Origin of the sequence: Chloroflexus sp. (assembly GCF_034435895.1) — a bacterium.
Classification (GTDB): Bacteria; Chloroflexota; Chloroflexia; order Chloroflexales; family Chloroflexaceae; genus Chloroflexus.
Map to the genome: position 1 here is coordinate 1 of NZ_DAOTWH010000220.1, position 24253 is coordinate 24253.

Annotated in this window: 25 protein-coding genes; 13 read left to right on the top strand and 12 right to left on the bottom strand. The window is 59.2% G+C overall.

Annotated elements, in window-relative coordinates; genetic code table 11:
* Positions 1-125: 125 nt before the first annotated feature.
* The 8 genes from U9R81_RS13050 to U9R81_RS13085 all read right to left on the bottom strand — a co-directional run bounded on the left by U9R81_RS13050 (position 126) and on the right by U9R81_RS13085 (position 7611).
* Entirely contained in the window at positions 126-917 is a 792-nt protein-coding gene (locus tag U9R81_RS13050; RefSeq protein WP_322495880.1) for an ABC transporter ATP-binding protein, read from the bottom strand.
* Positions 918-974: 57 nt separating this feature from the next.
* Positions 975-2198, bottom strand: a complete 1224-nt coding sequence (locus U9R81_RS13055) for an ABC transporter substrate-binding protein (protein WP_322495881.1) — start codon at positions 2196-2198, stop codon at positions 975-977.
* A 21-nt stretch (positions 2199-2219) separates the two neighbouring features.
* Entirely contained in the window at positions 2220-3278 is a 1059-nt protein-coding gene (locus U9R81_RS13060) for a branched-chain amino acid ABC transporter permease (protein ID WP_322495882.1), read from the bottom strand.
* Positions 3279-3311: 33 nt separating this feature from the next.
* Entirely contained in the window at positions 3312-4193 is an 882-nt protein-coding gene (locus U9R81_RS13065) for a branched-chain amino acid ABC transporter permease (RefSeq protein WP_066789041.1), read from the bottom strand.
* 75 nt (positions 4194-4268) lie between these two features.
* Positions 4269-6212: a long-chain fatty acid--CoA ligase gene (locus U9R81_RS13070; protein ID WP_322495883.1), complete on the bottom strand. Its 1944-nt coding sequence runs from the start codon at positions 6210-6212 to the stop codon at positions 4269-4271.
* Positions 6213-6263: 51 nt separating this feature from the next.
* The gene (locus U9R81_RS13075; RefSeq protein WP_322495884.1) at positions 6264-7073 is read right to left on the bottom strand and encodes an ABC transporter ATP-binding protein; all 810 of its coding nucleotides are present in this window, start codon (positions 7071-7073) and stop codon (positions 6264-6266) included.
* Between the two features lie 179 nt (positions 7074-7252).
* Positions 7253-7414, bottom strand: coding sequence for a hypothetical protein (locus tag U9R81_RS13080; RefSeq protein ID WP_322495885.1), 162 nt, complete (start codon positions 7412-7414; stop codon positions 7253-7255).
* Complete coding sequence (locus U9R81_RS13085) at positions 7411-7611, bottom strand: hypothetical protein (RefSeq protein WP_322495886.1); 201 nt, start codon at positions 7609-7611, stop codon at positions 7411-7413. The genes U9R81_RS13080 and U9R81_RS13085 overlap by 4 nt, the downstream gene beginning before the upstream one ends.
* A gap of 187 nt (positions 7612-7798) precedes the next feature.
* Between U9R81_RS13085 and U9R81_RS13090 the strand changes: the two genes are divergently transcribed.
* The 3 genes from U9R81_RS13090 to U9R81_RS13100 all read left to right on the top strand — a co-directional run bounded on the left by U9R81_RS13090 (position 7799) and on the right by U9R81_RS13100 (position 11034).
* The gene (locus U9R81_RS13090; protein WP_322495887.1) at positions 7799-8890 is read left to right on the top strand and encodes a HEAT repeat domain-containing protein; all 1092 of its coding nucleotides are present in this window, start codon (positions 7799-7801) and stop codon (positions 8888-8890) included.
* A gap of 8 nt (positions 8891-8898) precedes the next feature.
* Positions 8899-10587 carry a SpoIIE family protein phosphatase gene (locus U9R81_RS13095; RefSeq protein ID WP_322495888.1) on the top strand — a complete coding sequence of 563 codons (1689 nt, stop codon included), beginning with the start codon at positions 8899-8901 and terminating at the stop codon, positions 10585-10587.
* Between the two features lie 111 nt (positions 10588-10698).
* Positions 10699-11034, top strand: coding sequence for an STAS domain-containing protein (locus tag U9R81_RS13100; RefSeq protein ID WP_322495889.1), 336 nt, complete (start codon positions 10699-10701; stop codon positions 11032-11034).
* Between the two features lie 39 nt (positions 11035-11073).
* Here U9R81_RS13100 and U9R81_RS13105 read toward each other — a convergent pair whose 3' ends face one another.
* The 3 genes from U9R81_RS13105 to U9R81_RS13115 all read right to left on the bottom strand — a co-directional run bounded on the left by U9R81_RS13105 (position 11074) and on the right by U9R81_RS13115 (position 15281).
* Positions 11074-12684, bottom strand: coding sequence for an iron ABC transporter permease (locus tag U9R81_RS13105; protein WP_322495890.1), 1611 nt, complete (start codon positions 12682-12684; stop codon positions 11074-11076).
* A 54-nt stretch (positions 12685-12738) separates the two neighbouring features.
* A complete protein-coding gene (locus U9R81_RS13110) occupies positions 12739-13782 on the bottom strand; it encodes an iron ABC transporter substrate-binding protein (RefSeq protein ID WP_322495891.1) in 1044 nt (347 codons plus the stop codon).
* 167 nt (positions 13783-13949) lie between these two features.
* Entirely contained in the window at positions 13950-15281 is a 1332-nt protein-coding gene (locus U9R81_RS13115; protein WP_322495892.1) for a M20/M25/M40 family metallo-hydrolase, read from the bottom strand.
* A 156-nt stretch (positions 15282-15437) separates the two neighbouring features.
* On the opposite strand from U9R81_RS13115, the gene U9R81_RS13120 reads away from it, so the two are divergent.
* The 3 genes from U9R81_RS13120 to U9R81_RS13130 all read left to right on the top strand — a co-directional run bounded on the left by U9R81_RS13120 (position 15438) and on the right by U9R81_RS13130 (position 18090).
* Positions 15438-16403 carry a COX15/CtaA family protein gene (locus U9R81_RS13120; protein ID WP_322495893.1) on the top strand — a complete coding sequence of 322 codons (966 nt, stop codon included), beginning with the start codon at positions 15438-15440 and terminating at the stop codon, positions 16401-16403.
* Between the two features lie 143 nt (positions 16404-16546).
* Positions 16547-17176, top strand: coding sequence for a DUF4388 domain-containing protein (locus U9R81_RS13125; protein WP_322495894.1), 630 nt, complete (start codon positions 16547-16549; stop codon positions 17174-17176).
* A gap of 107 nt (positions 17177-17283) precedes the next feature.
* Positions 17284-18090 (top strand): alpha/beta fold hydrolase, encoded by an 807-nt coding sequence (locus tag U9R81_RS13130; RefSeq protein ID WP_322495895.1) that lies wholly within the window; start codon positions 17284-17286, stop codon positions 18088-18090.
* An 86-nt stretch (positions 18091-18176) separates the two neighbouring features.
* Here U9R81_RS13130 and rplS read toward each other — a convergent pair whose 3' ends face one another.
* Positions 18177-18542: a 50S ribosomal protein L19 gene (gene rplS, locus U9R81_RS13135; protein ID WP_066789007.1), complete on the bottom strand. Its 366-nt coding sequence runs from the start codon at positions 18540-18542 to the stop codon at positions 18177-18179.
* 625 nt (positions 18543-19167) lie between these two features.
* Here rplS and U9R81_RS13140 point away from each other — a divergent pair.
* From U9R81_RS13140 to U9R81_RS13170, 7 genes are all read left to right on the top strand, one after another.
* The gene (locus tag U9R81_RS13140; RefSeq protein ID WP_322495896.1) at positions 19168-20301 is read left to right on the top strand and encodes a putative CRISPR-associated protein; all 1134 of its coding nucleotides are present in this window, start codon (positions 19168-19170) and stop codon (positions 20299-20301) included.
* A gap of 8 nt (positions 20302-20309) precedes the next feature.
* The gene (gene mntA, locus U9R81_RS13145) at positions 20310-20633 is read left to right on the top strand and encodes a type VII toxin-antitoxin system MntA family adenylyltransferase antitoxin (RefSeq protein WP_322495897.1); all 324 of its coding nucleotides are present in this window, start codon (positions 20310-20312) and stop codon (positions 20631-20633) included.
* 96 nt (positions 20634-20729) lie between these two features.
* The gene (gene hepT / locus U9R81_RS13150) at positions 20730-21125 is read left to right on the top strand and encodes a type VII toxin-antitoxin system HepT family RNase toxin (RefSeq protein WP_322495898.1); all 396 of its coding nucleotides are present in this window, start codon (positions 20730-20732) and stop codon (positions 21123-21125) included.
* A gap of 267 nt (positions 21126-21392) precedes the next feature.
* The gene (locus U9R81_RS13155) at positions 21393-21854 is read left to right on the top strand and encodes a chemotaxis protein CheW (protein ID WP_322495899.1); all 462 of its coding nucleotides are present in this window, start codon (positions 21393-21395) and stop codon (positions 21852-21854) included.
* On the top strand, positions 21851-22258 hold the full coding sequence (locus U9R81_RS13160; RefSeq protein ID WP_322495900.1) for a hypothetical protein: 408 nt from the start codon (positions 21851-21853) through the stop codon (positions 22256-22258). The genes U9R81_RS13155 and U9R81_RS13160 overlap by 4 nt, the downstream gene beginning before the upstream one ends.
* A gap of 9 nt (positions 22259-22267) precedes the next feature.
* Positions 22268-23761, top strand: a complete 1494-nt coding sequence (locus tag U9R81_RS13165; RefSeq protein WP_322495901.1) for a methyl-accepting chemotaxis protein — start codon at positions 22268-22270, stop codon at positions 23759-23761.
* Positions 23762-23767: 6 nt separating this feature from the next.
* Positions 23768-24253: Hpt domain-containing protein (locus U9R81_RS13170; RefSeq protein ID WP_322495902.1), on the top strand; the 486-nt coding region annotated here is incomplete at its 3' end.

The window sequence follows — 24253 nt, forward strand, 5'->3', positions numbered from 1 at the left end:
CGGGCGGCGCCCTGCTGCGCTGGGCGCCGCCCGACCGAAGCAATGACATACATGACACGCCAGCGCAAAACATACCCCTCTCCACTTGGAGGGAGAGGGGTATGTTTTGCGCGTTGCGTACCACGTTACGACAGCCAGCGTTTGCGGCGTTTGTAATGCTTCACTTCGCGATAACTCTTGCGGCTGCCAATCTCGTTGAGGCCAAGGTAAAACTCGCGGACGTCAGCGTTATCTTTCAAATCAGCCGGCGATCCATCGAGCACAATCCGGCCATTTTCCATAATGTACGCATGGTGCGCCGACTCGAGCGCTAAGCGCGCATTTTGCTCAACCAGCAAGATGGTCGTTCCCTGCTCGCGATTGATACGGCGAATAATGTTAAAGATCTCATCTACCAGCAGCGGGGCCAAGCCCAGCGACGGCTCATCGAGCATGATCAGTTTGGGATGGGCCATCAGCGCGCGCCCGATCGCTAGCATCTGCTGTTCACCGCCGCTGAGGAAGCCGGCCACTTGATTGCGCCGCTCTTTGAGACGGGGAAAATAGTTGTAGACCAGCGCCAGATCCTCGCTAAACCGGCCCGGCGGCTGGGTGTACGCGCCGGCGCGCAGATTCTCCTCGACGGTGAGGTGCTCGAAGACGCGCCGCCCTTCCATCACCTGAAAGATGCCCATGCGCACAATCTCGGCGGCGTCTTTCTTGTGGATCGGCTGCCCTTGAAACAGGATCTCGCCATCGGTCACTTCGCCGTTTTCCGGCTTGAGCAAGCCCGAAATTGCTTTGAGAGTTGTGCTCTTGCCGGCGCCGTTTGAGCCGAGCAATGCGACGATGCGGCCTTCCGGCACTTCCAGCGAGAGGCCCTTCAGTACGAGCACCACATCGTTGTAGATGACCTCGATATTATTGAGTGAAAGCATAAGTGATTGATGAGGCAGCGGAAGGGGCAGGTCGCAGACCTGCCCCCACGAGAGACCTTACCGCGCGGTAATGAAATCGGTAATCGGCACCCACTTGCCGTTTTCGACCCGGAACATCTTGAGCGACTTGACCCCGGCGTGATCGGTGGCACTAAATTGCACCGGCAGCGTCACACCCTTTGTATCGATGGCGCCCATCGTCTCGAGGGCCGCCTTGATATTCTCGCCGGTCACCTCTTTACCGTCGGCCACTACCTTCTCGACCCCGGCGATCAGAATCGACATTGCCGTCCAGCCTTGCACGAAGGTGCTATCGGCGCCGCCGTAGTCGATATTCTTCGCCTTGGCGAATTCGAGCGCGATTTTGCCGCCTTCCGACTCGTGGTTGAACGGCACGGCGCCAACCACACCTTCGGCATCGGCGCCAGCCAGCTTGATCAAGATCTCGTTGGCGCACCAGTTCAAGCAGACGAACTGGACGTTGTAGCCAAGGCTCTTGGCGTTCTTAACTGCCAGCGCCGCCGGGCTAGAGACGTTCTGCAAGAAGATGTAGTTTGCGCCATAGTCGCGGAGCTGGGTCAACTGCGGGGTAAGGTCGGTCGCGCCGCGCGGCGAGGGCACTTCTAGCGGCGTCTCGATCCCCTGCGAGGTGGCGAAGGCGGTGCCGTCGGCCAGCGGCGAGCGACCGAATGGGCTATCGTTGATCAGATAGCCAAACTTCGGCAACCCGCTGTTGCCCTTGGCCTTCCAGTCTTCGATCGCCCACTTCATCGCGATGATCAACTGATCCGAGTAGGTCGGCGCGACGAGGAAGTTGTAGGGCGTCTCAGCCGGGTTAGCCAGCGTGACCGAGTACGAAGCCGAGATGAACGGAATCTTGTCTTCGGTAATCTTGGGCCGCAACGCCTCGGTATCACCGGTGCCCCAGCCAGAGAAGATAACCACCTTGTCTTGGGTCACGAATTTGGTATACAGCTCTTCAGCGCGCGGCACCTGATAGGCGTAGTCTTCGCTGAACAACTGCAACCGCCGCCCATTGATGCCGCCCTGCTCATTCTTCCAGTCAATAAAGGCAATCTGTCCGCGTGCATAAGGTGTACCGACGTCAGCCGTTGCGCCGGTCAAGTCAAAGATCGCACCTACCTTGATTGGTTCGGCACTTGCGCCGCCGCCGGTGCCGCCACCCGTACCGCCCGTACCGCCGCCGCCACATGCAGCCAGCAACGTCGCGAAGAGGGCCAGTGCCACCAACCACCCGAACGTTCGTCTCCTCCTGTGCATGCAATCCTCCTTCTAGACGCTTCAATAACTGAACGGCCATAGCCGGAAATAATCTTTAATGTTGCGCCACATCTTCACAATGCCTTCCGGCTCGAAGATCAGGAAGAGGATGATAGCTAAGCCGAACGCGCCCTGCTGCATATAGGGCAGATAGGAGTTGATATTGGGCACGACGTCGCTGAGGGCGCGGGCCAGATTGGAAAGGAACGCAGGCAGGAGTGTCATAAAGGCGGCGCCGTAGATCGAACCAGAGACGCTGCCGAGCCCGCCGATGATGATCATCGCAAGAAAGAGAATGCTGGTATCGATGGTAAACCGCTCCCACGAAATAATCCCGCGGTAGTGAGCGGTGAGTGCGCCGGCCAAGCCGGCGAAGAACGACGAGGTGGCAAAGGCGAGCAATTTGTAGCGGAAGAGATCAACCCCGATCACCTGCGCCGCAATATCTTGATCGCGAATGGCGACGAATGCCCGCCCGGCGCGGGTGCGGAAGAGGTTGCTGACAAAGATGACGGTCAAGATCAGCGCCACAAGGCAGACCCAATAGAAGGCGAAATCGTTATTGCCTAGCCGATCCAGCGGCAACCCAAACAGATTGTTGCTCGCCCGCGGCAGCGAGAGCGATTCGCCGATGCCAAGCAGTTTACCGTGGGTGAGCACCCAAATGATAATCTCTTGCGAGGCAAGGGTCGCGATCGCAAGGTACAAGCCTTTCAACCGGAGCGATGGCAGGCCGAAGAATGCGCCGACTGCCGCCGTGAAGAAGCTCGCTACCGGGATGGTGATCCACATCGGCGTCCCAAGATGAACCGCCATCATTCCAGCAGTGTACGCGCCGACAGCGAGGAAGCCGCCGTGACCAATGCTAATCTGACCGGTGTAGCCGACGAGGATATTCAACCCGATCGCGCCGATCGCGGCAATGGCGATCGTATTGGCCAGATTAAGCCAGTACCGATCGGCAAACCACGGAAAGATCAGCGCCAGCGCCAAGACGATCACAATCCGGATTCGTTGCGGCCAATACGGGCGCAAACTAACATCGCTGGCATACGTAGTGTGAAACGTTCCGCTCTGCATAGCAAACCCAATCTTGTTATCGCCAATCGCCGCTTACACGCGCTCGATGATCCGTTGGCCAAAGAGACCGTATGGCCGCACCAGCAGGATGAAGAGCAAGATAATAAATGGGGCGACTTCACCCAAGCCCCATTCGGGCGGCAGCAAGCCGCCGGCGAACGATTGGAGCAGGCCGATGATCAACCCGCCGATAATCGCGCCGGGAATGCTATCGAGACCACCCAAAATCACCACTGGGAAGACGAGCAGACCGACCCGCCCGATTGTGCCCGACACACCGCCGAAGATGCTCATCAGCAGAATGCCGCCGACTGCCGCCGTAATCGCCGCGATCGCCCACGCCACGGCCCACACCTTCTTGACGCTAATGCCCATACTGAGCGCTGCTTGCTGATCGTCGGCCACCGCGCGCATCGCAATCCCTTCGCGGCTGAACCGGAAGAAGAGCGTGAGCAGCGCAAAGAGAGCGATCGCCAACCCAAAGGCCCAAATCCGATCAACACCAACATTTGCCCCTAGAATAGTGACGGTATCGGTCGGCAAAAACTGCGGCGCCGGACGCGGAGTCACGCCCCAAATTGCACCCACAATTGCGCGGAGCAGTGACGAGAGGCCAATCGTGACCATAATCACCGAGATGGCCGGTTCGCCGATCAGTGGTCGCAACACCAGTTGCTCAATCAACACTCCGACCACCGCAGCCAGCGCCACTGCCACCACAACGCCTGCCGGCCACCATAGGCCAAACTGCTCGACCATCGCATAGGTGAGATAAGCTCCAATCAGCAGCAACTCGCCTTGGGCGAAGTTGATCACGTCGCTACTCTTGTAGATTAAGACAAAGCCAAGCGCCACCAACGCAAAGATTGCGCCATTGGCAATCCCGCTCAGCGCCAGTTGAATAATCCGATCCATGCGCGTCTCCGTCGTCGCCGAATTGCAAATTGGTGCCAGTATGGATTTAGAACCGCGTTGGGAACGGCCCCCCTGTTACCGCGCCACGACCCGCGCTGCCGGGGCCGGCGCAGCCGGGTTGTGCAATTCCTCAATGCGCAGGCGAGTCTTGATCAGCGCCGTGCGCCCATCCTGATAGGTAATCGTCGTCTCGATTTCAAGCACGTCTTGGTCGCCGTAGAGCGCGTCAACAATCTCTTGGTAGCGTTGGGCCACCAACCGCCGGCGCACCTTGCGGGTGCGCGTCAACTCGCCATCGTCGGCATCCAGCTCTTTGTGCAGCAACAAGAAGCGACGGATGCGCGCCGCTGGCGGCAGATCGGCATTCGCCCGCTCGACATCTTTGCGGATCAGCGCATAGACCTGCGGTTTCTGGGCCAAATCGGTATAGGTGGTGTACGAAATCTGCGCATTCTCAGCCCACTTACCGACGTTGGCGAAATCGATGTTAATCATCGCCGTGACGAAGGGCCAATCGCCGCCGAACACCACCGCTTCCTTGATATACGGGCTAAACTTGAGCTTATTCTCGATAAACTGGGGCGAAAACTTCGTGCCATCGTGCAGAGTCATCACATCTTTCGCCCGGTCGATCACGATCAAGTGACCATCCTCATCGAAATAGCCAGCATCGCCGCTATGCAGCCAGCCATCTTCCAGCGCCTCAGCGGTCGCTTCCGGGTTCTTGTAGTAGCCAACGAACACCGACGGGCTTTTCACCAGAATCTCGCCGTTCTCGGCAATCCGGATCTCGGTATTAGGCAGGGGCGTGCCGACGGTTTGGAACTTGATCTGACCATCGCGATGGATCACGCTCAGGCCAGAGCTTTCGGTCTGGCCATAGACCTGCTTGAGATTCACGCCGATGGCGTGATAGAAGCGGAAGACATCGGGGCCGAGCGCGGCGCCGCCGGTGTAGGCCCGCTTGAGGAAGCGCAAACCGAGATGGTCTTTCAGCATCTCGAATACGGTGATGCGGGCTAGCCAATAACGCAGGCGCAGGCCAAGATCCGGCTGCTTGCCGCTAAAGCGGGCATCGGCCATGGCATAACCCTGCTTCATCGCCCACTCAAACAGCGCCCGTTTTAAGCGGGTCGAGTCTTGAACCTTCACCTGCACCTGCGAGAGCATATTTTCCCAGATGCGGGGCGGCGAGAACATCACCCGCGGCCCGATCTCGCGGATATTCTCTTGCACTGTGCTGGCCGATTCAGGGAAATTGATCGTAAACCCGCACTGCATCCCGGCGGCCACCGTCACCATCTGCTCACCGACCCATGCGAGCGGCAAGAAGCTGACAAACTCATCGTCGGGGCCGAGCGGATCGACCGAGAGCAAGCCGGCGCCTTGGCTGATCAAATTGCGGTGAGTGAGCATTGCCAGCTTGGGCTTGCCGGTGGTGCCGGAGGTGGTAGAAAGGATAGCGACATCGTCGGGCTTGCCGGCGGCCAGTTCGACCTCAAACAGGCCGGGATGGGCCCGATCGTAGGCCCGGCCCTGTTCTTCGATATCGGGGAAATGGGCAAGGTAGGGCTGCCGGTAATTGCGCATCCCCTTCGGTTCATAGTAGATAACCTTCAGCACCCCTTCCAGCCGCGGCCAAATCTCGATAATCTTATCGACCTGCTCTTGGTCTTCGACCACAATCACCCGCGCTTCAGCCGCTGAAACGATGTAATACACCTCTTCGGCCACCGAATCTTGGTAGACGCCGATCGACATCGCGCCGATGGTTTGGGCGGCAAACTCGGCGTAGAGCCATTCGGGACGGTTATCGCCAATAATGGCGATCACATCGCCGCGGCGCACGCCAAGCGCATGCAGACCCATCGCAAATGCGCGCACGTGCTCGGCAAACTGCCGCCACGTCACCGTTTGCCAGATGCCAAAATCCTTCTCGCGCAGCGCCACCTTATCGCCGAAACGTTCCGCATTCTGGAATAATAAGCGTGGCAGCGTCGTCTCAGGTATCTGTATCATTGCTTCACCCGACTATGGGACCGGCAGACAGCGCCGGAAGACTGGTATCGATTACATCTTCGGCATTGCGTGTTCACGGCCCAGATACGCATCGATCACCTTCGGATCGCTGCGCACCTCAGCCGGTGTGCCATACGCGATCAGTTGGCCAAATTCGAGCACTGCCACCCGATCGCTAATATCCATCACGACCCCCATATCGTGCTCGATCAGCACGATGGTCGTGCCGTACTCTTCGTTAATATCGAGGATGAAGCGAGCCATATCCTCTTTTTCCTCGGTATTCATGCCCGCCATCGGCTCATCGAGCAGCAAGAGGCGCGGATTCATCGCCAGCGCCCGGCCCAACTCCACCCGCTTTTGCAGGCCATACGAGAGCGCGCCGACCATCTTCTTGCGGATCGACTGGATTTCGAGCAGATCGATCACCTGCTCGACAAACGCGCGGTGTTCGATCTCTTCGCGTTGGGCGCGCCCCCAGTACAAGCCGCCGCTGAAGATGCCGCTGCGCATGTGGATATGGCGGCCCAGCATTAAGTTATCGACGACCGTCATGTGGCGGAAGAGCTCGATATTCTGGAACGAACGGGCAATGCCAAGGCGCGCGATCTGATGGGGCGGCATGCCGATAATGTTGCGCCCTTCAAAGCGGATCTGCCCTTGTTGCGGGCGGTACAGGCCGCTGATGCAATTCAACAGGCTGGTCTTGCCGGCGCCGTTGGGGCCGATAATGGCCTGAATGGTGCCGGGATAGATATTGAAGGTCACGGAAAGCAGCGCGCGTACCCCGCCAAAGCTCAACCCGATGCGTTCAATCTCCATTTGCGGGGCGGGCAGCGTCACCGAATCACGATGCGTCATGCGATCCTCATTGACAATGCACGAAACAGGTACGCACCGCTCACGTGTCGATCATGCGCATGAAGTTAGAACATCGCCACTTCGATCGCTATGATCGACTAATGACGTATCACAAACTATGGGGAATGGTTAACGTTTATTATAACGAAGGTCGCAGAATTGCGCAAATGGGGGTTGGGTTATGGTACGTACCGCGTGCCATACAGACAGAGACCGGCCAAGGCGAGCCAAAACCAATGCCACAACCCAAACGGTTGCAGGAAGACGACCACGAGCGAAATGATCACAAAGATCAGGCCAAGCAGGGCCAGCAAGGCGCGGCGATAGTGAGCTGGCATCATGCACCCTCACGCACGATAAAGAAGGCGAACGCGAGCAATGCGACGGCAATGAACAATAGCAACGAAAAGGCAAGGTTGCCGGTGGCGCTGATTAAGAAGATCGTCATCGCAATCACAATAATCGCCATCATGATACAGCCGCGGCGCACACGGCGGACACTGGCGGCGACATCGGGGTCTTCAGGAGTCTGAGCCATAATGGTTTCCGCTGCTAAACGCTTCCCGCCCTATCTTAGCACACTCGTAGCGCGCGGCGTGTTGTAATGGTACTGCAATCGTAGTTTAGTACCAAAGTACTGTGCAATCTGGCGCCAACATGCTATACTACAGATGTAGGCGAAGCAACAGCTTGGCTGCAATGGCGCATGGGGAAAGGAGCTGCCGATGTTTGACCGCGAGACGTGGCGGCAACGGGTAGCCGAACGATTTAATAACTTTGCTCGTAACCCACGGCAGGAGATCCAAGTAGCCGGCGTCAATACAGTGCTTGGTTTCCTCGCGCTGCGCGCGCTCGAACCCTTCCTCGAAGCCTTTCAAGACGAACCGGTAGCGGCAGTGCTGGCGTTGGCCGAGATTTCGCGCGGCCCCGGTGCCAACCATATTGTGCGCCGGGCAAGCCATTGGCGCTACCAGTTAGCGCAACTGATCGATCGCGAACTGCGCTCGCGCCCCGAATTGCGCCTCACCATCGAAGAGATTTTATTGGCGCTGAACGTCATTCACCTTGCCCGCCAGCGGTTGAATAGCTCGCGGGATGAATGGTTACGCCTAACCCTGCTCGCCGAAATCGATTCGTTTGAGAGTGGCGATTTCGAGCAATTGCGCCGCCAGTTGCACGATCCCGGCTGGCAGAGCCGGTACGAAGCGATTCGCCGCCTGCGGGTGCGCGAGGGCCATTTCACCGCCGCCGATCTGGTGTTGCTCCACGATGGCTTGAGCGATAGCGCCTCACATGTGCGAGCTGCCGCTGCCCGCACGTTGGGTTTGATCGTCGGCACGCCGCCGCAGCCGCTGGTCAAGACGTTGATCCGGCTGGCCATTCACGATTGCGATTTAGAAACCCGCTTCGCCGCCGCCCGCACGCTGGGTTTGTTGCGCGACCGGATCGTGTCGCCGCAATTGCTCGACCATCTGATCGAGTGCGTTGGCGATCCCGACAGTTTTGTCCGTTCGGCGGCGGCGCTGGTGGTCAGCCAGTTGGGCGAGTTGGCCGGCACCGGCCCGATGATTGAGCGCCTGCTGGCAATGCTGGCCGATAGCGATGCCTATGCTCGTGAAGCCGCTGCCCACGCCTTGGGTCGCCTCGGCGTCGCCGCCGCGACGTCGCCAGTGCTCAATGCCTTGGCTCAAGCCGTCGATGATACCGATCCAAATGTCCACGAAGCGGCGGTGGATGCGATCACGCGCCTGCGCAAATTGCGCGCCACCCTGCCGCTTGGCCAGAGCCGCCATCCGACCGAGCCGCTGGCAGTGTAGGTGGGCGCATGCGGCGGCAGATTACTGTTTTTGCTGATCAGAACGCGATATCTACCCTCTTGGCCTTCAGCGATGAGCTGGAGGCCAGTTGGCGTTTGCCGCCCGATTATGGCTATTTGTTGCGGCTAGTGATCGAAGAGGTGGCTACCAATATTGTCAAGTATGGTTACCACGATCACAACCGTGACCAGATCCAGCTCGCTTGCGAGTACGAGCAAGGGGTGCTGACGATTACCATTCGTGATCGCGGCCAGCCGTTCGATCCGCGCGAAGCGCCGCCGCCGGATATCCATGCCGCTGCTGATCAGCGCTTGATTGGCGGCCTCGGACTGTTTTTCGTCCGTGAATATGCTGATACGCTGACCTATCACCACGATCCGCGCAGCGGCTGGAATGAGTTAACGGTGACAAAGGCGATGAGCATGATCGACCGGCTGCGGGCCTTGCCGATCTTTCAGGCTGTGCCGGAAGCGGTGCTGGCCGAGCTGGCTCCGCGGCTGGCAGAATGCCGGTTGGCCGCCGGTGAAGTATTGTTCAATCAGGGGGATACCGGCGCCGAATGCTTTGTCATTCTCAGCGGCGCGGTCGAGGTGATTACGTTCGTGAACGGCGCCGAGTTGCGGCTTGAGGTCTTTCACACCGGCCAGATTATCGGTGAAATGAGCCTGATCGATCGCAGTCCCCGTTCGGCGACAGTGCGCGCAATCGAGCCGAGCCGGCTGGTCGCGTTGAACGAAGCGGTGTTTGCGAACCTGCTTGGCTCCAGCCCGGAGTTGGCGATGACGATGCTGCGCAGCATTGTCAGCCGGGTGCGCAACACCAACCAGCGCATGATCCACGATCTCGAACGCAAGAATGCCGAACTGGTGGCCGCTTATCAGCAATTGCAAGCCGCCCAAGCCGAACTCATCCGGCTCAACCGGCTCGAAGAAGAGCTGGCAGTTGCGCGCCGCATTCAGCAATCGTTTTTGCCCCGCGTCTTGCCGCAACCACCCGGCTGGCGCATTGCAGCGTTTAGCCGGGGAGCGCAAGCGGTTGGCGGTGATTTCTTTGATACCATTACCCTCCCCAATGGCCAGATCGGGCTGGTGGTCGCCGATGCTTGCGGCAAAGGCGTCACCGCCGCGCTTTTTGTCGCCCTCAGCCGGTCGCTCTTGCGCGCCGCTTCCCAAGCTGCCGGCAGTTCCCAAGGCGACGGTGAGGCCAGCGCAGCGATTCTGCTGCACGCCGTGAGCCTGACCAATGACTATATCTGCCGCGAGCATGGTGACTCGATGATGTTTGTAACCCTCTTTTATGGCCTGCTCGATCCGGCCACCGGAGCGATGCAGTACATCAATGCCGGCCATAATCCGCCATTGCGGATCGGGCGTGATGGCGCGGTGATCGAGGAGTTGAGCGAAGGCGCGTTGCCGATTGGAATCGTGACCGGGCAAGCGTATGACGTGGGAGCGTTGCAGATTGCTCCCGGTGAGAAGCTGGTCGCATTCAGCGATGGTATCACCGAAGCGATGAACCCGGCTGGTGAATTGTTTGGCGACGACCGTCTCCGAGCGTTGTTGCGCGCGCAGGCGCAGGGTGCGGCGGCGGAGCTGGTGACGGCGGCGGTGTCGGCAGTGGATGCCTTCGCGCAGGGTGCGCCTCAAGCCGATGACATCACCCTCTTGGTGGTAGAGCGGTTGCAGGCGGATGGGTAAGCGAGCGCGCGGTGATCGCCGGCAACCGAAACCCATAAACGAGCCGTGCTATAATGACCGCATCCTTGAGTGCATAATGGGCCAGCACCTGCTAGAAAGGGGTTTTTCGGCGTGAAAACCGAGCAAGTAGATGACGTGCTCATCATTGAGCTGCCAGCACGCCTCGATGCCGCCGGCGTGGCCGCGATCGAACACGATTTGGCCGCCGCGATTACCAACCACGGCGGCAAAGTATTGGCCGATATGACCGCAGTGACCTTTGTCGCTAGCTTGGCGCTGCGCATGCTGCTGAGCAATCTGCGCGCCGTGCAACCGCTAGGCGGGGATTTGCGCTTGTGCGGGTTGCAACCGCAGATCGCCGAAATTTTCCGCAAGAGCCGCTTTGATACGCTTTTCAAGATGTACCCTGACCGCGAAGCGGCGCTGGCGTCATACCGCGATCGGTGAGGTGCGACGGATGGGGCGAGGTATCCCTCGTCCCGCTGGTTATGCCGAACGCTCGTGCGCCAGCATGATAGCCATTGCAACTGCCGATACCGCCAGTAAGACCAAGGCCGGCGCTGCGGCTTGGGTAAACATCGCTTCGCTGGTGGCGCTCCAGATCATTGTGGCAAGGGTCGGGAAGCCGGTTGGGCTGAGTAGCAACGTGGTCGGCAATTCCTTGATTGAGGTGAGAAAGACCAGCGCCGCTGCTGAAAGCATACCGGGAGTCATCAGTGGGAGGGTGACGCCGGTAAAGACGGCGAGCGGCGAGCGGCCCAGCGAGCGGGCCGCATCTTCGACCCGCGGGTTCATCTGCTGTAACGTGGTGCGGAGGCTGCCGATCGCTTGCGGCAAGAAGCGAATGGCCAATCCAAACAACAGCATCGGCAGGGTCTGGTACAGCCACGGCGCGTAGTTGGCGCCGAAGAAGACGAGTGCCAACGCGACGACAATGCCGGGCAGGGCATAGCCGGTGTAAGCGGCAGCATCGAGGAGGCGGCTCAGCCGAGAGGGGAAGCGGGCCGCCAGCAGCGCAATTGGAATAGCGGCCACAACGGTCAGCGCCGCCGCGCCGCCGGCAGCGAGCAAGGAATTGCTCATCGGACGCCAGAGCACGTCGAGCGTCTGCCCGTTGAGCAAGCCGCGGATCAACCAGTAGCTAAGCGCCAACAGCGGCATCCCGATGCCAAGCAGCGTCAACAAGGCAGCATACAGCGCCGCCAGCCAGCGCCACGGCCCAATGTCAGCCAGCCGGCGCGGGCGGGCCACAGCGCAAGTCGTGCGGCTCATGCTGGGACGGCCCCGGATGAGCTGCTCGATCCCGATCAGACCGAGCGTCAACCCAATCAAGACGAGGGCCAACAGAGCGGCGCCGCTGCGATCAAACGATCCGCGATACTGCACATAAATCGAACGGGTGAAGGTCTCGAACTGCAAAAGCGACACTGCGCCGAAATCGCTCAAACTGTAGAGGGCCGCCAGCAGCGCGCCAATCGCAATCGCTGGACGCACTTGCGGCAAGAGAATGCGCCAAAAGACGCGCCACGGGCTATCGCCCATACTGCGAGCCGCGTCTTCCACCGCCGGATCGCACCGTTGCAACGCTGCGCGCGTATTCAGCAACACATACGGATAACTGCTGAGGGTGAGAGCCAAGACGGCGCCGCCGAAGCCATACACCGGCGGCAACCGCTCAACACCCAACGGCGCGAGCATCTGTTGCAGCAACCCCACCGGACCTAACACCACAATGATCGCAAAGCCGTTGATATATGAAGGCACCGCTAGCGGCAAGGCGGTCGCGATCGCCCAGAAGCGGCGACCGGGAATATCGACGCAGACCGTCAACCATGCCAACGGCGCGGCGATCAGCACGCTGAGCAGGGCTGTGGCAAAGGCCAGACCGATACTATTCGTCACAACTTGGAGCGTGCGGGGGCGAAGTAAGGCTGCCCACGCATCAGGCCCGGCTTCGAGCGCGCGCACCAGCAGATAGCCGATCGGCAGTAACACGAGCGCAACGATGCCGAGGCTCAGCCCGATCAAGACCCACGGGCGCGCGCGGCGCTGGGGAGTGGCGACGACTACTTCAGTCAGGATGGCGCGACGGATCATAGGCTTGGGTAGGTTGGCGCCGCGATCAGACCTGATCGCGGCGCATACACACGGTTACAACGCTCCGACATCGCGCAGCAATTGCAAGGTGCCTTGCAAATCGCGCAACTGGTTAAGATCAATCTGCGGCGTTTGAATGTCAGCCAGCGGTTTCAGCCGCGGATCCGGCTGCACATTGCCGGTCAGCGGATACTCAAAGGTCTGCTCGGCGAAGTAGCGTTGGCCTTCGGTCGAGAGCATATAGTCAATCAGCCGTTGCGCTGCGGGTGCATTCTTGGCCGTCTTAAGGATGCCAACGCCAGCAACGTTGATCAACGCACCTACATCACCATTGTCGGGGTAATAATTGGCGGCGGCCAGCGTATTGCCCGACTGGCGCTGCAACTGGTAAAGATAGTAGTGATTGACGAAGCCAACGTCGATCTCGCCAGCGGCGACTGCTTGCACGATCGCCGCATTCCTCTCGTAGGTCTTGACCTCGTTGGCGATCATCCCTTCCAACCAGCGCCGGGCCGCCTCTTCGCCCAACTGCACCCGCATCGCGGTGATAAACGCTTGGAACGAGCCATTAGTCGGCGCCCAACCGACCCGACCCTTCCACTGCGGATCGACAAAACCGGTTATCGAACGCGGCAAATCGGCCTCGGTCAGCTTATTGGTGTTGTAGACCACCACCCGGGCGCGGCCACTGATGCCAACCCACAAGCCATCGGATGAACGGAAGCGTGGTTCGACCTGATTGAGCGTGCCGGCAGGTAAAGGGGCCAGCATACCGGCAGCCGCCAATGCACCGAGTGCGCCGGCATCTTGGGCAAAGAAGAGGTCGGCGGGGCTAGTAGCGCCCTCTTCGAGGATGGTCGCCGCCAGTTCAGCGGTATCGCCATAGCGCACTTCAACTTGAATACCGGTGGATTGGGTGAATTGGGTAAAGAACGGCCCAACGAGGCTTTCGCTGCGGCCAGAATAGACCACAATCTTGGCCGGCGCATCGGTTGGCGTAGGCGCTTGGGTGGGCGAGCTAGCGGTTTGATTCCCACAGGCAGCCAGTGTGAATGCCGCCAAGGTCAACAGCGCGCACAGGCGCAGAAAGCGATTCACGATTTCTCTCCTCGACTACGTCGATTCTTCGTGACAACGACCACAACCTTGCGCAAGGTTGGCATTAGTATATCCTAACCTTTTCCGAAGGTCAAGCTAATTTGCGAACATTTTGGTTGAGATATTTAGAAAAAGGTTGTGAAAGAGGCGGACAAGCGCGGAGCGGGTTACGTCCACAGCCGGTCGAGCGTCTCGATCAGCAATTGGCTATGGCGGCTCAGATCGGCAAGGGCGATATGCTCATCAGGGGCGAACAGCGCGCTGGTTGCTGGCGTCAGGCCGATGCTGACGGTAGGGATAGGCTGGCTGCCGGTGAGCAGGCTGAGCGGCGCTACATAGGGGCCGGCTGGCACCACTGGGAGGGGCCGTTCAAACACGGTTGCGCCGATCGCTGCGACGCGGCTCACGACCGGATGGTCGGTAGCGGTAGTCCAAGGCGAATAACCGCCGGGCAATCGTTCGAGGGCGAGATCAGCAAATCCTTTATCGTCAAAGTGGCGGCGCACTAACGCAAAGATGGCATCAGGCTGCTGGCCCGGCACCAATTGGAGATCGATCAACGCTAAAGCAAGAGTGGGGATTGCCGGCGCGTCGTTATGCGGTTCAACGGTCAATGAACTGACATTACAGGTTGGGAGTGTGACCTCTGTGCGGCTGAGGGCAGCGCCATCGATCCCAAACAAAAACTGGTCAATCTGCCATGCTTCCCGGCGCGCGGCGGCGGCCAGTTGCAATTGACGAATTGCGGCGTTATCAGTGCGGGAAGGCCCTTCGACCGCATCGTAGAAGCCCTCGATGCGCACATCTTCATCATCGCCCTTGAGGGCAGCGAGGGCCCAGATCAAGCGCCAGAGCGGATTCATAACACTCGTCGCGAATCCGGCGGGCAACGGATAGGCCGGGCCGCGGGCAATCAAGCGTAATCGGAGCCAGCCTTTGCTGCCGCTGGCGCAGATCGGCGTACCGTGCGCGTCGCGATCGCCAATGCTGGCCAACACCGCATCGCATCGCACCAGATCGGCGTGAGCTGACAATGCTTCAGCCAACCCCGGACTGCCAATTGTCGCCGCGCCTTCGATCACAAGGGTCACACCGCACGGCAAGCTGCCTTCGCGTTGCACGAGAGCTTGCAAAGCGGCAAGATGGGCAGCGAGCGCTCCCTTGCCGCCAGAGACGCCGCGCCCGAAGATCTTGCCGTCACGCTCAGCAATAGCAAACGGTTCGTGCGACCAGTAGCGCCAAGGGCCGGTTGGCGGCGTATCGTAGTGATGGTAGAGCAGCAGCGTCTGGGGGCGGCGGCCGGAGCGGTGGGCAATAATGACCGGCGCCGCACTGGTCGTGACGATGCGCACATGCATCCCGAGCAAGCGGATGAAGAGCGCGATCTGTTCAGCCGCCGCGCGCAACTCTTCGATATGCCCGGTCGTTGATGGCAACTGGCAAATATGGCGCAACACATGCACGAGCTGCTCAATTGATGGCGATGCGTGAACAGTCACCCAGATTGCTCCTGTGGCAGTGCAAGATCGTATTTAGTGAACGAATTATAACACGGGGTTTACTCCATAAAAGGTTAAAGCCATGCTAGAATAAAGTGCGAAATGTCACATTATTCTTGCAATCCGCGACGGCCGGTCGCGGCTGGAGGTTATGGTATGGATTCCCGGCATCGCGCGTTTGTGAACTTTGCATGGCTGAATGTTGGCTACAACCTGCTGGTGATCATGTGGGGCGCGTTTGTGCGCGCTACCGGTTCAGGCGCCGGCTGTGGCGATCACTGGCCGCTGTGCGATGGGCGAGTGATCCCGCGTGCGCCGGATACGGCGCAGATGATCGAGTTTTCGCATCGCGTAACCAGTGGCATTGCGCTGTTGCTGTCAGTGGCGTTGCTGGTGTGGGCTTGGCGATTGTTTGCCGCCGGCCATCCGGCGCGCCGCGCTGCGATTGCCACTATGGTGTTCATGATCGTGGAATCGCTCATCGGCGCTGCGCTCGTCCTCTTCCGCTTGGTCGCCCACGATGCCTCGCTGACGCGGGCGTTGTCACTGGGTCTGCACCTGATTAACACCTTCTTGCTGATTGGCGCGATGGCATTAACTGCGTGGTACGCCAGCGGCAAGCCGGCGCCTGAATTGCGTGGCAAAGGCGGCCTGCTTGGCATGTTGATCGCGGCGCTGATTGGTACCGCGTTGGTTGGTTCGAGCGGGGCGGTGACCGCGCTGGGGGATACGCTGTTGCAGTTGGGGGTGTTGCCCGGCGGTGTGTCGCAAGCGATCACACTTGACAGCCATCCCTTGGTTTGGATGCGCATTATCCACCCGGTGCTCGGTACGCTGGTGGGTTTAGCAATGATTACCTTGGCTCAGCGCGCGATACGCTACGATCCCTCGCCGGCAACGCGGCGGCTGGCGTGGGCCACGGCGGCTATCTTTGTCGGCCAGATCTTTCTCGGTACGATCAATGTCATTCTGAAAGCGCCGGTTTGGATGCAGTTGGTGCATCTGCTCTTTGCTGATCTTGCTTGGCTGGCACTGGTCTTGCTCAGCGCAACGTTGCTGGCCCGACCATCGACTGTCGCTGCACTGCATGCGCCGGTGGTCTCTGGGTCGCCGGCCCGTTAGCCGGTTTGGCATGTGATCGATTAGGAGTTTGGCCTATCACACAACGGGACTAGGGTCATCTTGTGCGCTGAGCGACACTATGGTATAACCAATAGTGAAGGGTCGTCCTCACCTCATCGCTACTCTGCATAGGAGGCCCGCGAATGGCGCTGCATGGATCGTTAGAACAAGTTTCATTGCGCGAGCTGATCGATCTCGCGACATATAGCTCACTCACCGGATCGCTTGATATCACTGGCGAGCGATCCGGTCGCATCTTCCTCTTTAATGGCCAAGTCTACCATATCGAGTGTGAAGGGCAGATTGGCGTCGAGGCGCTGGGGATTCTGCTCAATGTGCAGAAGGGGATGTTCAACGTCACGAGTGGTGCGCGCAGCGAGCATCAGTCCGTATGGGGTGATCTCGAGACGTTGTTGCGCAATGCCGAGCGTGTGGCGTTACGCTGGCGCCGCTTGTGGCATCAAGTGCCTTCGCTGCACTTGACGCCGGTGTTGGCAATGCCGCGGGAAGTAGCGAAAGAGCGCGCGAATGTAACGGAGCATCTGCTCATTGATGTGATCGATGGGCGCAAGCGTTTGAGCGAGATTGCGGCTGAGTTGCACTGGCAGGCGATTGATGTAGTTGAAGGCATTGCCCATCTGGTAGCGCAACAGATGGTGCGGCTCGAAGCGATGCCGCAGGCGCCGCACGATCCTGTGCCAGAAGCGCAGCCGCGACCGGCGGCACCGGCAATCCCCTCTGTTGACCGGCTGTTAGCGATTTTGCGGTCGTGATCTCAAGCAAGATGGCGTAGGTGTGGTAGGGGCGCAGCTATGCTGCGCCCCTACTGTGCGTTATACTATACGTATTCGTCAACACGCACAAACCTCTGGGGGTTGCGATGGAAGTGACTCTGCCAACCGGCGCATATGTGCGCTACGATGATGTGGGGAGCGGGCAGCCGGTCGTGTTGTTGCATGCGTTTCCGCTGAGCGCGGCCCTCTGGCGCGCGCAACTGACTTCACTCACCGATCGGTTTCGCATGATTGCGCCCGATCTACGCGGGTTTGGCGGCTCGCCACCCACACCTACGCCGCAATCGCTCGATGATTATGCCGATGACGTGCTCGCCTTACTCGATGCGTTACAGATTGAACGGGCGATTATCGGCGGGTTATCAATGGGAGGTTACATCGCGTTTGCCGTGCTGCGCCGGGCGCCTGAGCGGATCAGCGGCTTGTTGCTGGCCGACACCCGGGCGACTGCCGATAGCGATGCGACTCGCGCGACACGCGCCGCCAATGCCGAGATTGCGCTGCGTGAGGGTAGTGCGGCGTTAGCGGAACGATTGCTGCCGAATCTGTTGGCGCCGCAAGCAAGCGAGGCGCTGCGGGCCGAATTATTGGCCATTGCCGCCGCTAATCCACCCGCAGGGGTGGCCGCTGCCTTGCACGCAATGGCGGCACGCCCTGATTCAACGCCGCTCTTGAGCCAGATCCGGGTGCCGACGACCGTGGTCGTTGGCGCGGAAGATACGCTGACGCCGCCGAGCGAGGCGCGGGCGATGCACGAAGCGATTCCCGGCAGCCGGTTCATCGTGATTCCCGGCGCCGGCCATCTCAGCGCGATCGAGCGTCCGGCTGAGTTTAATCTAGCGCTGGTTGAGCTGGTGATGCAAGTGGCTGCCACCAATCAGTCAGTAATGTGAGGAGTTGGCCGACGGCCCAGCGATCTCCGGTAAAAACAACCGCAGCGGCATATATGCCGCTGCGGTGCTGTTGCCCGAAGTGTTGCCTAGTTCTGGGTCGTTTCCCGCCGCTCGCGGATACGGGCCGCCTTGCCGGTAAGGCCACGCAGGTAGTACAGCTTGGCCCGGCGCACTTTACCGCGCCGGATAACCTTAATCGAGTCGATGCGCGGCGCGTGGAGCAAGAACGTACGCTCGACGCCAATCCCGTGCGACGCAATCCGGCGCACGGTGAAATTCTCGTTGATGCCCTCGCCGCGGCGCCGGATCACGACGCCCTCAAAATCTTGCACCCGTTCGCGGTTGCCTTCAACCACTTTGACGCCGACGCGCACCGTGTCACCGACGCGAAACTCAGGAATGTCGGTGCGGTACTGGCGCCGGCCCAATTCTTCAAGCAATTGCTGCGACACGGCGTCGCTCCTTTCGCATGATGCCGGCAGGCGCCCGCATGGCAGCGGGACTGCGCGGCGCGCTGACACACAAATTTGGCAGGCGGATGAACTGCCGCCTGCCAGATCGGCTCTATTCCATCGCTGATTATACCATAGCTGTGAGAGGGCGGCAAGTTGGGGATAATGTCAGGCTCCCTAATCATTGCGCGCCGCCGGAGACGGCGCGTGCGGGATCGTACCCGGTTGTAATGACAAAAATAGCAGGGGGGGCACTGCAACCGGCGATGGCGCGCGACCAGTATCACTGCCGCGCAGTACGAGCAAAGTCAGCGCCTTTGTGTGACGAGGTGGACGAGCATGGCGTGCGGCAGGACAACTGCCGCAATACGTCTAGCACACTGTGGGATGTAGATATGGTATAGAATTCTATATCTTTTCACGCATGCATCATTGGCTGCGAACTTTTGTGCAGTGACGGCAACGTCGCTACACTATGGGCAATACCACCGTTCTGCCGGTTGCGCAATCTGCTGTAATGCCATCCCGGCTAATGTGCTCACCGTGGCTCGCGAGACTAGAATTTGCTTCGTGATGAACAGGATGACAAAGTGACTGATAGATGTCGTCAAGGAGAATGCAAGACATGTTTCAACAACGACTCATTGTCAGCACGGTGGGTATCTCGATCTTTTTAAACATCCTCGAAACAGAGGACAACGACAGGAACCAGCAATTAAAACAAGCGACCAATGCAAAGCAGTTGAGCACTGATCTAGAGCAATTTACCGATATGCTCATGATCCGGGCGCTGGATCGTCTGCAAACAAGCGATGTTTCCCAGCGCCGGCGCATCAGTGCGGAACTGAACGGTCTGTACGGCATCTACAATGGTGACCTAAGCCTTAGGAAGAACGATAGACACCTCTTGATTACCACAGATACCGCGCTTGGCCGTCGCGCAGCCGAGGTGCTCAAGGCTTTTCTTGAGGCAAATGGTCTACGGGTGGATGATATCCATGCACCCAAAGATCTTTCCACAGCAACGCCAGCAGCATTCTCCAAAGGGATGAAGGAGCTGATTAAATGGTGTGAGGACACACTCCCCGGCTACCGTCAGGCTGGCTATCGGGTTGTCTTTAATCTCACGGCCGCTTTCAAAGTCTTGCAGGGCTATCTCAACGTTATGGGCATGTTTTACGCCGATGAGATGGTGTACATTTTTGAGATAGGTTCCCAAATGATATCTATTCCGCGCCTGCCGTTGCAGGTGGATGTGAATATTTTGCGCCAACACAGCGTCGAGCTGGCAATGATGGCCGAAGGCCACATTTTCCCCCACGGGCAAGTGGCACACATTCCTGACGGCTTGCTCGACATTGATGAAAAAGGCGATGCAAGTCTCTCTGACTGGGGGCAACTGATTTGGAACCGGGTGCGTCACGAACTCTTGAGCAAAGAACTGCTGCCGTTTCCGCGGTTGCACTATGAAGCATCCTTCCGGCGCCACTTTACGCAGGCCGATCCGAAAGCGCGCGTGGCGCTGCAAGAAAGCCTTGCGAAAGTGGCTCATTTGCTCGAAGATCACCAAGGTGATACCGCTGCGCTCAAACGAGACGGCAGCCTTCAGTACGACATCTATACTGGTAAAAAGACGCGCGATGGTCAGCCTATCGGTCATTTCCGCATCAACCAAAGCCGGCGGGTCAGTTGTATCGCCGAGCAGGGCAGTTTGCGTTTGCGCCGGTACGGTGAACATTCGATCAACGACAATCCGTGAGGTCGTCTATGCTTGCCATCGAACCAGCTCGCGATCTGCTCGCGGCTGACGATGCCATCGAATTCGCCCTGCTGTTCGGTTCTTTTGCCCGCGGGAACCCGCGACCGTGGAGCGATGTGGATATTGCTATTTTTGTTGTGCAGCCGCTTGACCTCTTGGAAGTTGGCCGGCTTACGGCAGCGCTAGAGCGAAGCGTGAGCCGGGCAGTGGATCTCTTAGTCTTGAATACTGCTATCGAACGCAATCCTGCGCTTGCTTACAATGTCATTCGTGAAGGCGCGCTGCTGTTTTGCCGCTGGAGCGAAACGTTGGCGCTTGTAAAACCAAAATAATGCTGCAATATCTCGATGCTGCGTTTCTGCGGGCAATGGTTGAACGCGCGCTGGCCGAGCGTCTGAAAACCGGTCGCTTTGGCGCGGGAAGGGGGTATGCGTGAACGGTTGTTACGCCTCGATGTGAATGTGCGCGAGCTAGTGCGCTTTCGCCAGATGTATTCGCACGAGGATGTACGGCGCGATCCTCATTTGGAATGGGCGTTACGGTATAGATTGCTGGAAGCGATTCAGATTGTCATCGATCTGAGTTGCCATATCGTTAGTGCGAGAAATCTGGGTGTGCCGGCAACCTACGCCGAATGTGTCGAGCTATTGAGCCGGGCTGGCTTATTGAGCAGTAATGTAGCGAAAGCAGTGGCAGGAATGGTTGGTTTACGGAATATTCTGGTTCACGAATACATCGCTGTTGAACTCAAACTTTTGTATGATCTGCTTGATCGCCTAGACGACTTTCGCGCATTTGCCGCTCAAATTCAACCCTACGTGTAAAGGAACGGTGTTCTATTCTAATGTTGTTCCGGCAAGGTCTATGGGTTGAAGCGCTTGGAAAACAGTATTGTAGGCTTTTGCTTAGGCAAATGAGTAAGCGTGAAAATACTCCTCGTGCAGCGATCTCCTCTGTTTCTCTCTCCCATGATCATGGGCAGGTCGCAGATACATGACCATGCATTCTGGTGCAAAGACATCTAGCCAACCATACCAAAACGCGCTATAATCGCCGCGAACAACGCTCGTTCGATGGGGTAACGCTCTCGTATGCAATCGTCGCCCACCCAACCGGTTTCCACTACCGAATATCTCATGTTTCGGGTCGCCACTGAGCGGTATGCGCTAGCCAGCGCGCTGGTGCGCGAAATTATGCGCTGGCGCGCGCCGACGCCGGTGCCGGGAGCGCCGCCGCTGCTGCTTGGTGTGATTAATCAGCGCGGGCAAATTTTGGCGGTGATCGATCTGCGTTTGTTGCTGGGGCTGGCCGCCGCTGCGCCCGATCGCGCCACGCGCCTGATCTGGGTGCATCATGACGCCATCGATGCCGCTTTGCTGGTTGATGCCGTTGATGATCTGATCCCTATTGATGCGGCGCAACTCGAGCCGCCGCCGGCCAATCTGGCCGGCCCGGCGCAACGAGTCATTCATGCCCTCTATCGCCATCATGATCAGCCGGTGGCAATGCTTGATCCGGTGGCGCTGTTTGCGCTGGTGCAGGAGGCGACGTGATCTTGTTGATTGAAACGGTCGCGCGCCGCTATGTGTGCCGGCAGCACGATGTTGATCACATTGGTGTGGTCACTCAAGCCGAGCACGACGAGCGCGACAGGCGCATTATTCGCTACCACTTAGGGCCGCTGCTTGATCCTGCCGACCCGCCCCCGCCGGCATCTGGCCGGTTGCATACGCTCACCATCACGTTGCGGCGGCGAGTGGTGGAATTGGTTGTGCCGCGGGTTGATCTGTTGGCTGAAGCGCCGGTGATTGTGCCGCTGGCACCGTTTCTGGCGGCCCGGTTACGCTTGCCGTGGGCCAACGGGGTGGTTCTGCTTGATGATCAGCCGGTTATTGTCCTCGATCTGCGCCGCATGGCTGCCGATCTTGCGCTGGGTCTTCGTTTGACTCATGCTTGAGGAAGCGTTATGAATTCGGGAATCTCCGCTGGTTCGACTGCTGAACTCTCGGCCTTACGCGAAAATCGCGTGCTGTTGCACTGGTTGATTTGGGTCAGCGTCGCAGGGCTGGTCGTCTTTTGGGTGTTTGGGTTAGTGCTGTGGTTTACCAGCCGGGTTGATCTGACCGCCTTCGCATTGGCCGGTTTGGTGACGCTGTTAGGGTTGGTGATGTATAGCATTGCAGCGTGGTTTGTGCACCGGCAGCAAACGATGATTGGCCGGCGTTGGCTCTTTCTAGCGATGGTTGCTAGCGCCGCGATGGTGCTCTTGCTATTTGGCGGCGCTGACGGGACGCGGGTGGTGGCGCTGTTTGTGCCGATTGTCAGCGCTGGCTTGCTCGGCAGCGGGCGAGATACGTTGTTGGTCAGCCTAGCTGGGGTGTTCGTGTACATGAGCTTGCTGCTCGCGGAGCAGTTTTCGCGGGTGCAACCGTTTCTTGACGATAATGTCGTTATTGATTCGTTCTTTTTGATTTTGACGATCAGTGCGATCGGGACGCTGGCATGGCTCAGTAGCCGCGATTTGAGCCGGGCGCTGGCCGAGTCGCATTCACGGGCCGAAGAGTTGCTGCGTAATACGGAAACATTGATGGAGAAGAATATCCAGCAGGTTGAGTTGGGCAGTGAGTTGGCGGCAGCGGCAGCCGAGCTGCAAGCCAATTCGCAGCAACAAGCCGGCGGCGCTAGCGAGCAGGCCAGCGCGGTTTCGGAAGTCTCGACGACGATTGAGGAGTTGGGCAGCACGGCCCGCCAGATTGCGCAGGCTGCCGAGCATGTCTCGGAAGCGGCCCAGCAGACGCTCGAACAGCTCAGCAGCGGCCAAGATGCGGTTGACGAGAGCATTCAAGCGATGGAGCGCATCCGCCAGCGGGTGCAAGACATCTCAACCCGTGTGCTCAGTCTTGGCGAACGGTCGCAGCAGATTGGCGAGATTATTGATCTGATTGACGATATTTCAGATGAAACCCACCTGCTGGCGCTGAATGCGGCGATCGAGGCGGCCGGCGCCGGTGAGTATGGCCGTCGTTTTGCCGTGGTTGCCGCCGAAGTGAAGAGTTTGGCGAACCGCACTTTGGCCGCTGCGAAAGAGGTGAAAGGGGTGATTGCCGAGATCCGGCAGGCCACCAGCGCCGCGGTGCTGGCTGCCGAAGAGGGGAGCAAAGAGGTGGAGCGCGGCGTCGAGTTGGCCCACCGCGCCGGCCAAGTGATGGATAACATCGTGATGGTGGCCGAGCGCACTGCGCAGGCGGCGGCTGAGATCGGGTTGGCGACGGCGCAGCAGCAGAGCGCGAGTGAGCAGGTGGTTGAGACGATGCGCGAGATTGCCGAGGTGGCGCGCCAGTCGGCGCTGAGCGCGCGCCAGATGGCCGAGGCAGCCGCAAAGCTGACCGCTATCGCGGCCCGTCTGCACGGGATTGCGAATCTTGATGATGATCGCCCCTCGCGGTGGCGAGTTCGTTGACGCTGTATGGATCTGACGAGTTTCTACGCCCAATTTCGTGATGAGACGGCTGATAACCTACGCGCCTTGAATGATGCGTTGTTGGCGATCGAGGGGCAGGCCGGCGAGACGCTGCCTCGCAGCGAATTAGATCGTGCCTTTCGCGCCGTGCATACGATTAAGGGGTCGGCCCGCATGCTCGGTTTTGATCCGATCGCGCAGGTGGCCCATGCGCTCGAACACGTGTTGGGCGAGATCCGCCAAGGACGGCGCGCGCTGGATCGGTCATTGGCCGATGTGCTACTGCGCGGCGGCGACCTGATTGGCCAGTTGGCGGCTGAGGTTCCCCAGATGCCGGCGCCGGCGCTCGCTGCTGTGCCTGAGATTGTGCAGGCGTTGGGGGCAGCCACGCCGCAAGCACCGCCGGCAGCCACGCCGCCACTACCCCCTGCGCCAGTTGAGACGGCGCCGCGCGCAGTTCGCCAGACCGTGCGGGTACGGGTTGACCGGCTT

Bases quoted from the DNA above. Each gene is read 5' to 3' on its own strand.
- U9R81_RS13070 (WP_322495883.1), bottom strand. From the start codon at position 6,212: ATGATACAGATACCTGAGACGACGCTGCCACGCTTATTATTCCAGAAT.
- U9R81_RS13130 (WP_322495895.1), top strand. From the start codon at position 17,284: ATGGAAGTGACTCTGCCAACCGGCGCATATGTGCGCTACGATGATGTG.
- mntA (WP_322495897.1), top strand. From the start codon at position 20,310: ATGCTTGCCATCGAACCAGCTCGCGATCTGCTCGCGGCTGACGATGCC.
- U9R81_RS13060 (WP_322495882.1), bottom strand. From the start codon at position 3,278: ATGCAGAGCGGAACGTTTCACACTACGTATGCCAGCGATGTTAGTTTG.
- U9R81_RS13095 (WP_322495888.1), top strand. From the start codon at position 8,899: ATGCGGCGGCAGATTACTGTTTTTGCTGATCAGAACGCGATATCTACC.
- hepT (WP_322495898.1), top strand. From the start codon at position 20,730: ATGCGTGAACGGTTGTTACGCCTCGATGTGAATGTGCGCGAGCTAGTG.
- U9R81_RS13075 (WP_322495884.1), bottom strand. From the start codon at position 7,073: ATGACGCATCGTGATTCGGTGACGCTGCCCGCCCCGCAAATGGAGATT.
- U9R81_RS13050 (WP_322495880.1), bottom strand. From the start codon at position 917: ATGCTTTCACTCAATAATATCGAGGTCATCTACAACGATGTGGTGCTC.
- U9R81_RS13120 (WP_322495893.1), top strand. From the start codon at position 15,438: ATGGATTCCCGGCATCGCGCGTTTGTGAACTTTGCATGGCTGAATGTT.
- U9R81_RS13065 (WP_066789041.1), bottom strand. From the start codon at position 4,193: ATGGATCGGATTATTCAACTGGCGCTGAGCGGGATTGCCAATGGCGCA.
- U9R81_RS13055 (WP_322495881.1), bottom strand. From the start codon at position 2,198: ATGCACAGGAGGAGACGAACGTTCGGGTGGTTGGTGGCACTGGCCCTC.
- U9R81_RS13080 (WP_322495885.1), bottom strand. From the start codon at position 7,414: ATGATGCCAGCTCACTATCGCCGCGCCTTGCTGGCCCTGCTTGGCCTG.
- U9R81_RS13105 (WP_322495890.1), bottom strand. From the start codon at position 12,684: ATGATCCGTCGCGCCATCCTGACTGAAGTAGTCGTCGCCACTCCCCAG.
- U9R81_RS13090 (WP_322495887.1), top strand. From the start codon at position 7,799: ATGTTTGACCGCGAGACGTGGCGGCAACGGGTAGCCGAACGATTTAAT.
- U9R81_RS13085 (WP_322495886.1), bottom strand. From the start codon at position 7,611: ATGGCTCAGACTCCTGAAGACCCCGATGTCGCCGCCAGTGTCCGCCGT.
- U9R81_RS13125 (WP_322495894.1), top strand. From the start codon at position 16,547: ATGGCGCTGCATGGATCGTTAGAACAAGTTTCATTGCGCGAGCTGATC.
- U9R81_RS13165 (WP_322495901.1), top strand. From the start codon at position 22,268: ATGAATTCGGGAATCTCCGCTGGTTCGACTGCTGAACTCTCGGCCTTA.
- U9R81_RS13155 (WP_322495899.1), top strand. From the start codon at position 21,393: ATGCAATCGTCGCCCACCCAACCGGTTTCCACTACCGAATATCTCATG.
- U9R81_RS13140 (WP_322495896.1), top strand. From the start codon at position 19,168: ATGTTTCAACAACGACTCATTGTCAGCACGGTGGGTATCTCGATCTTT.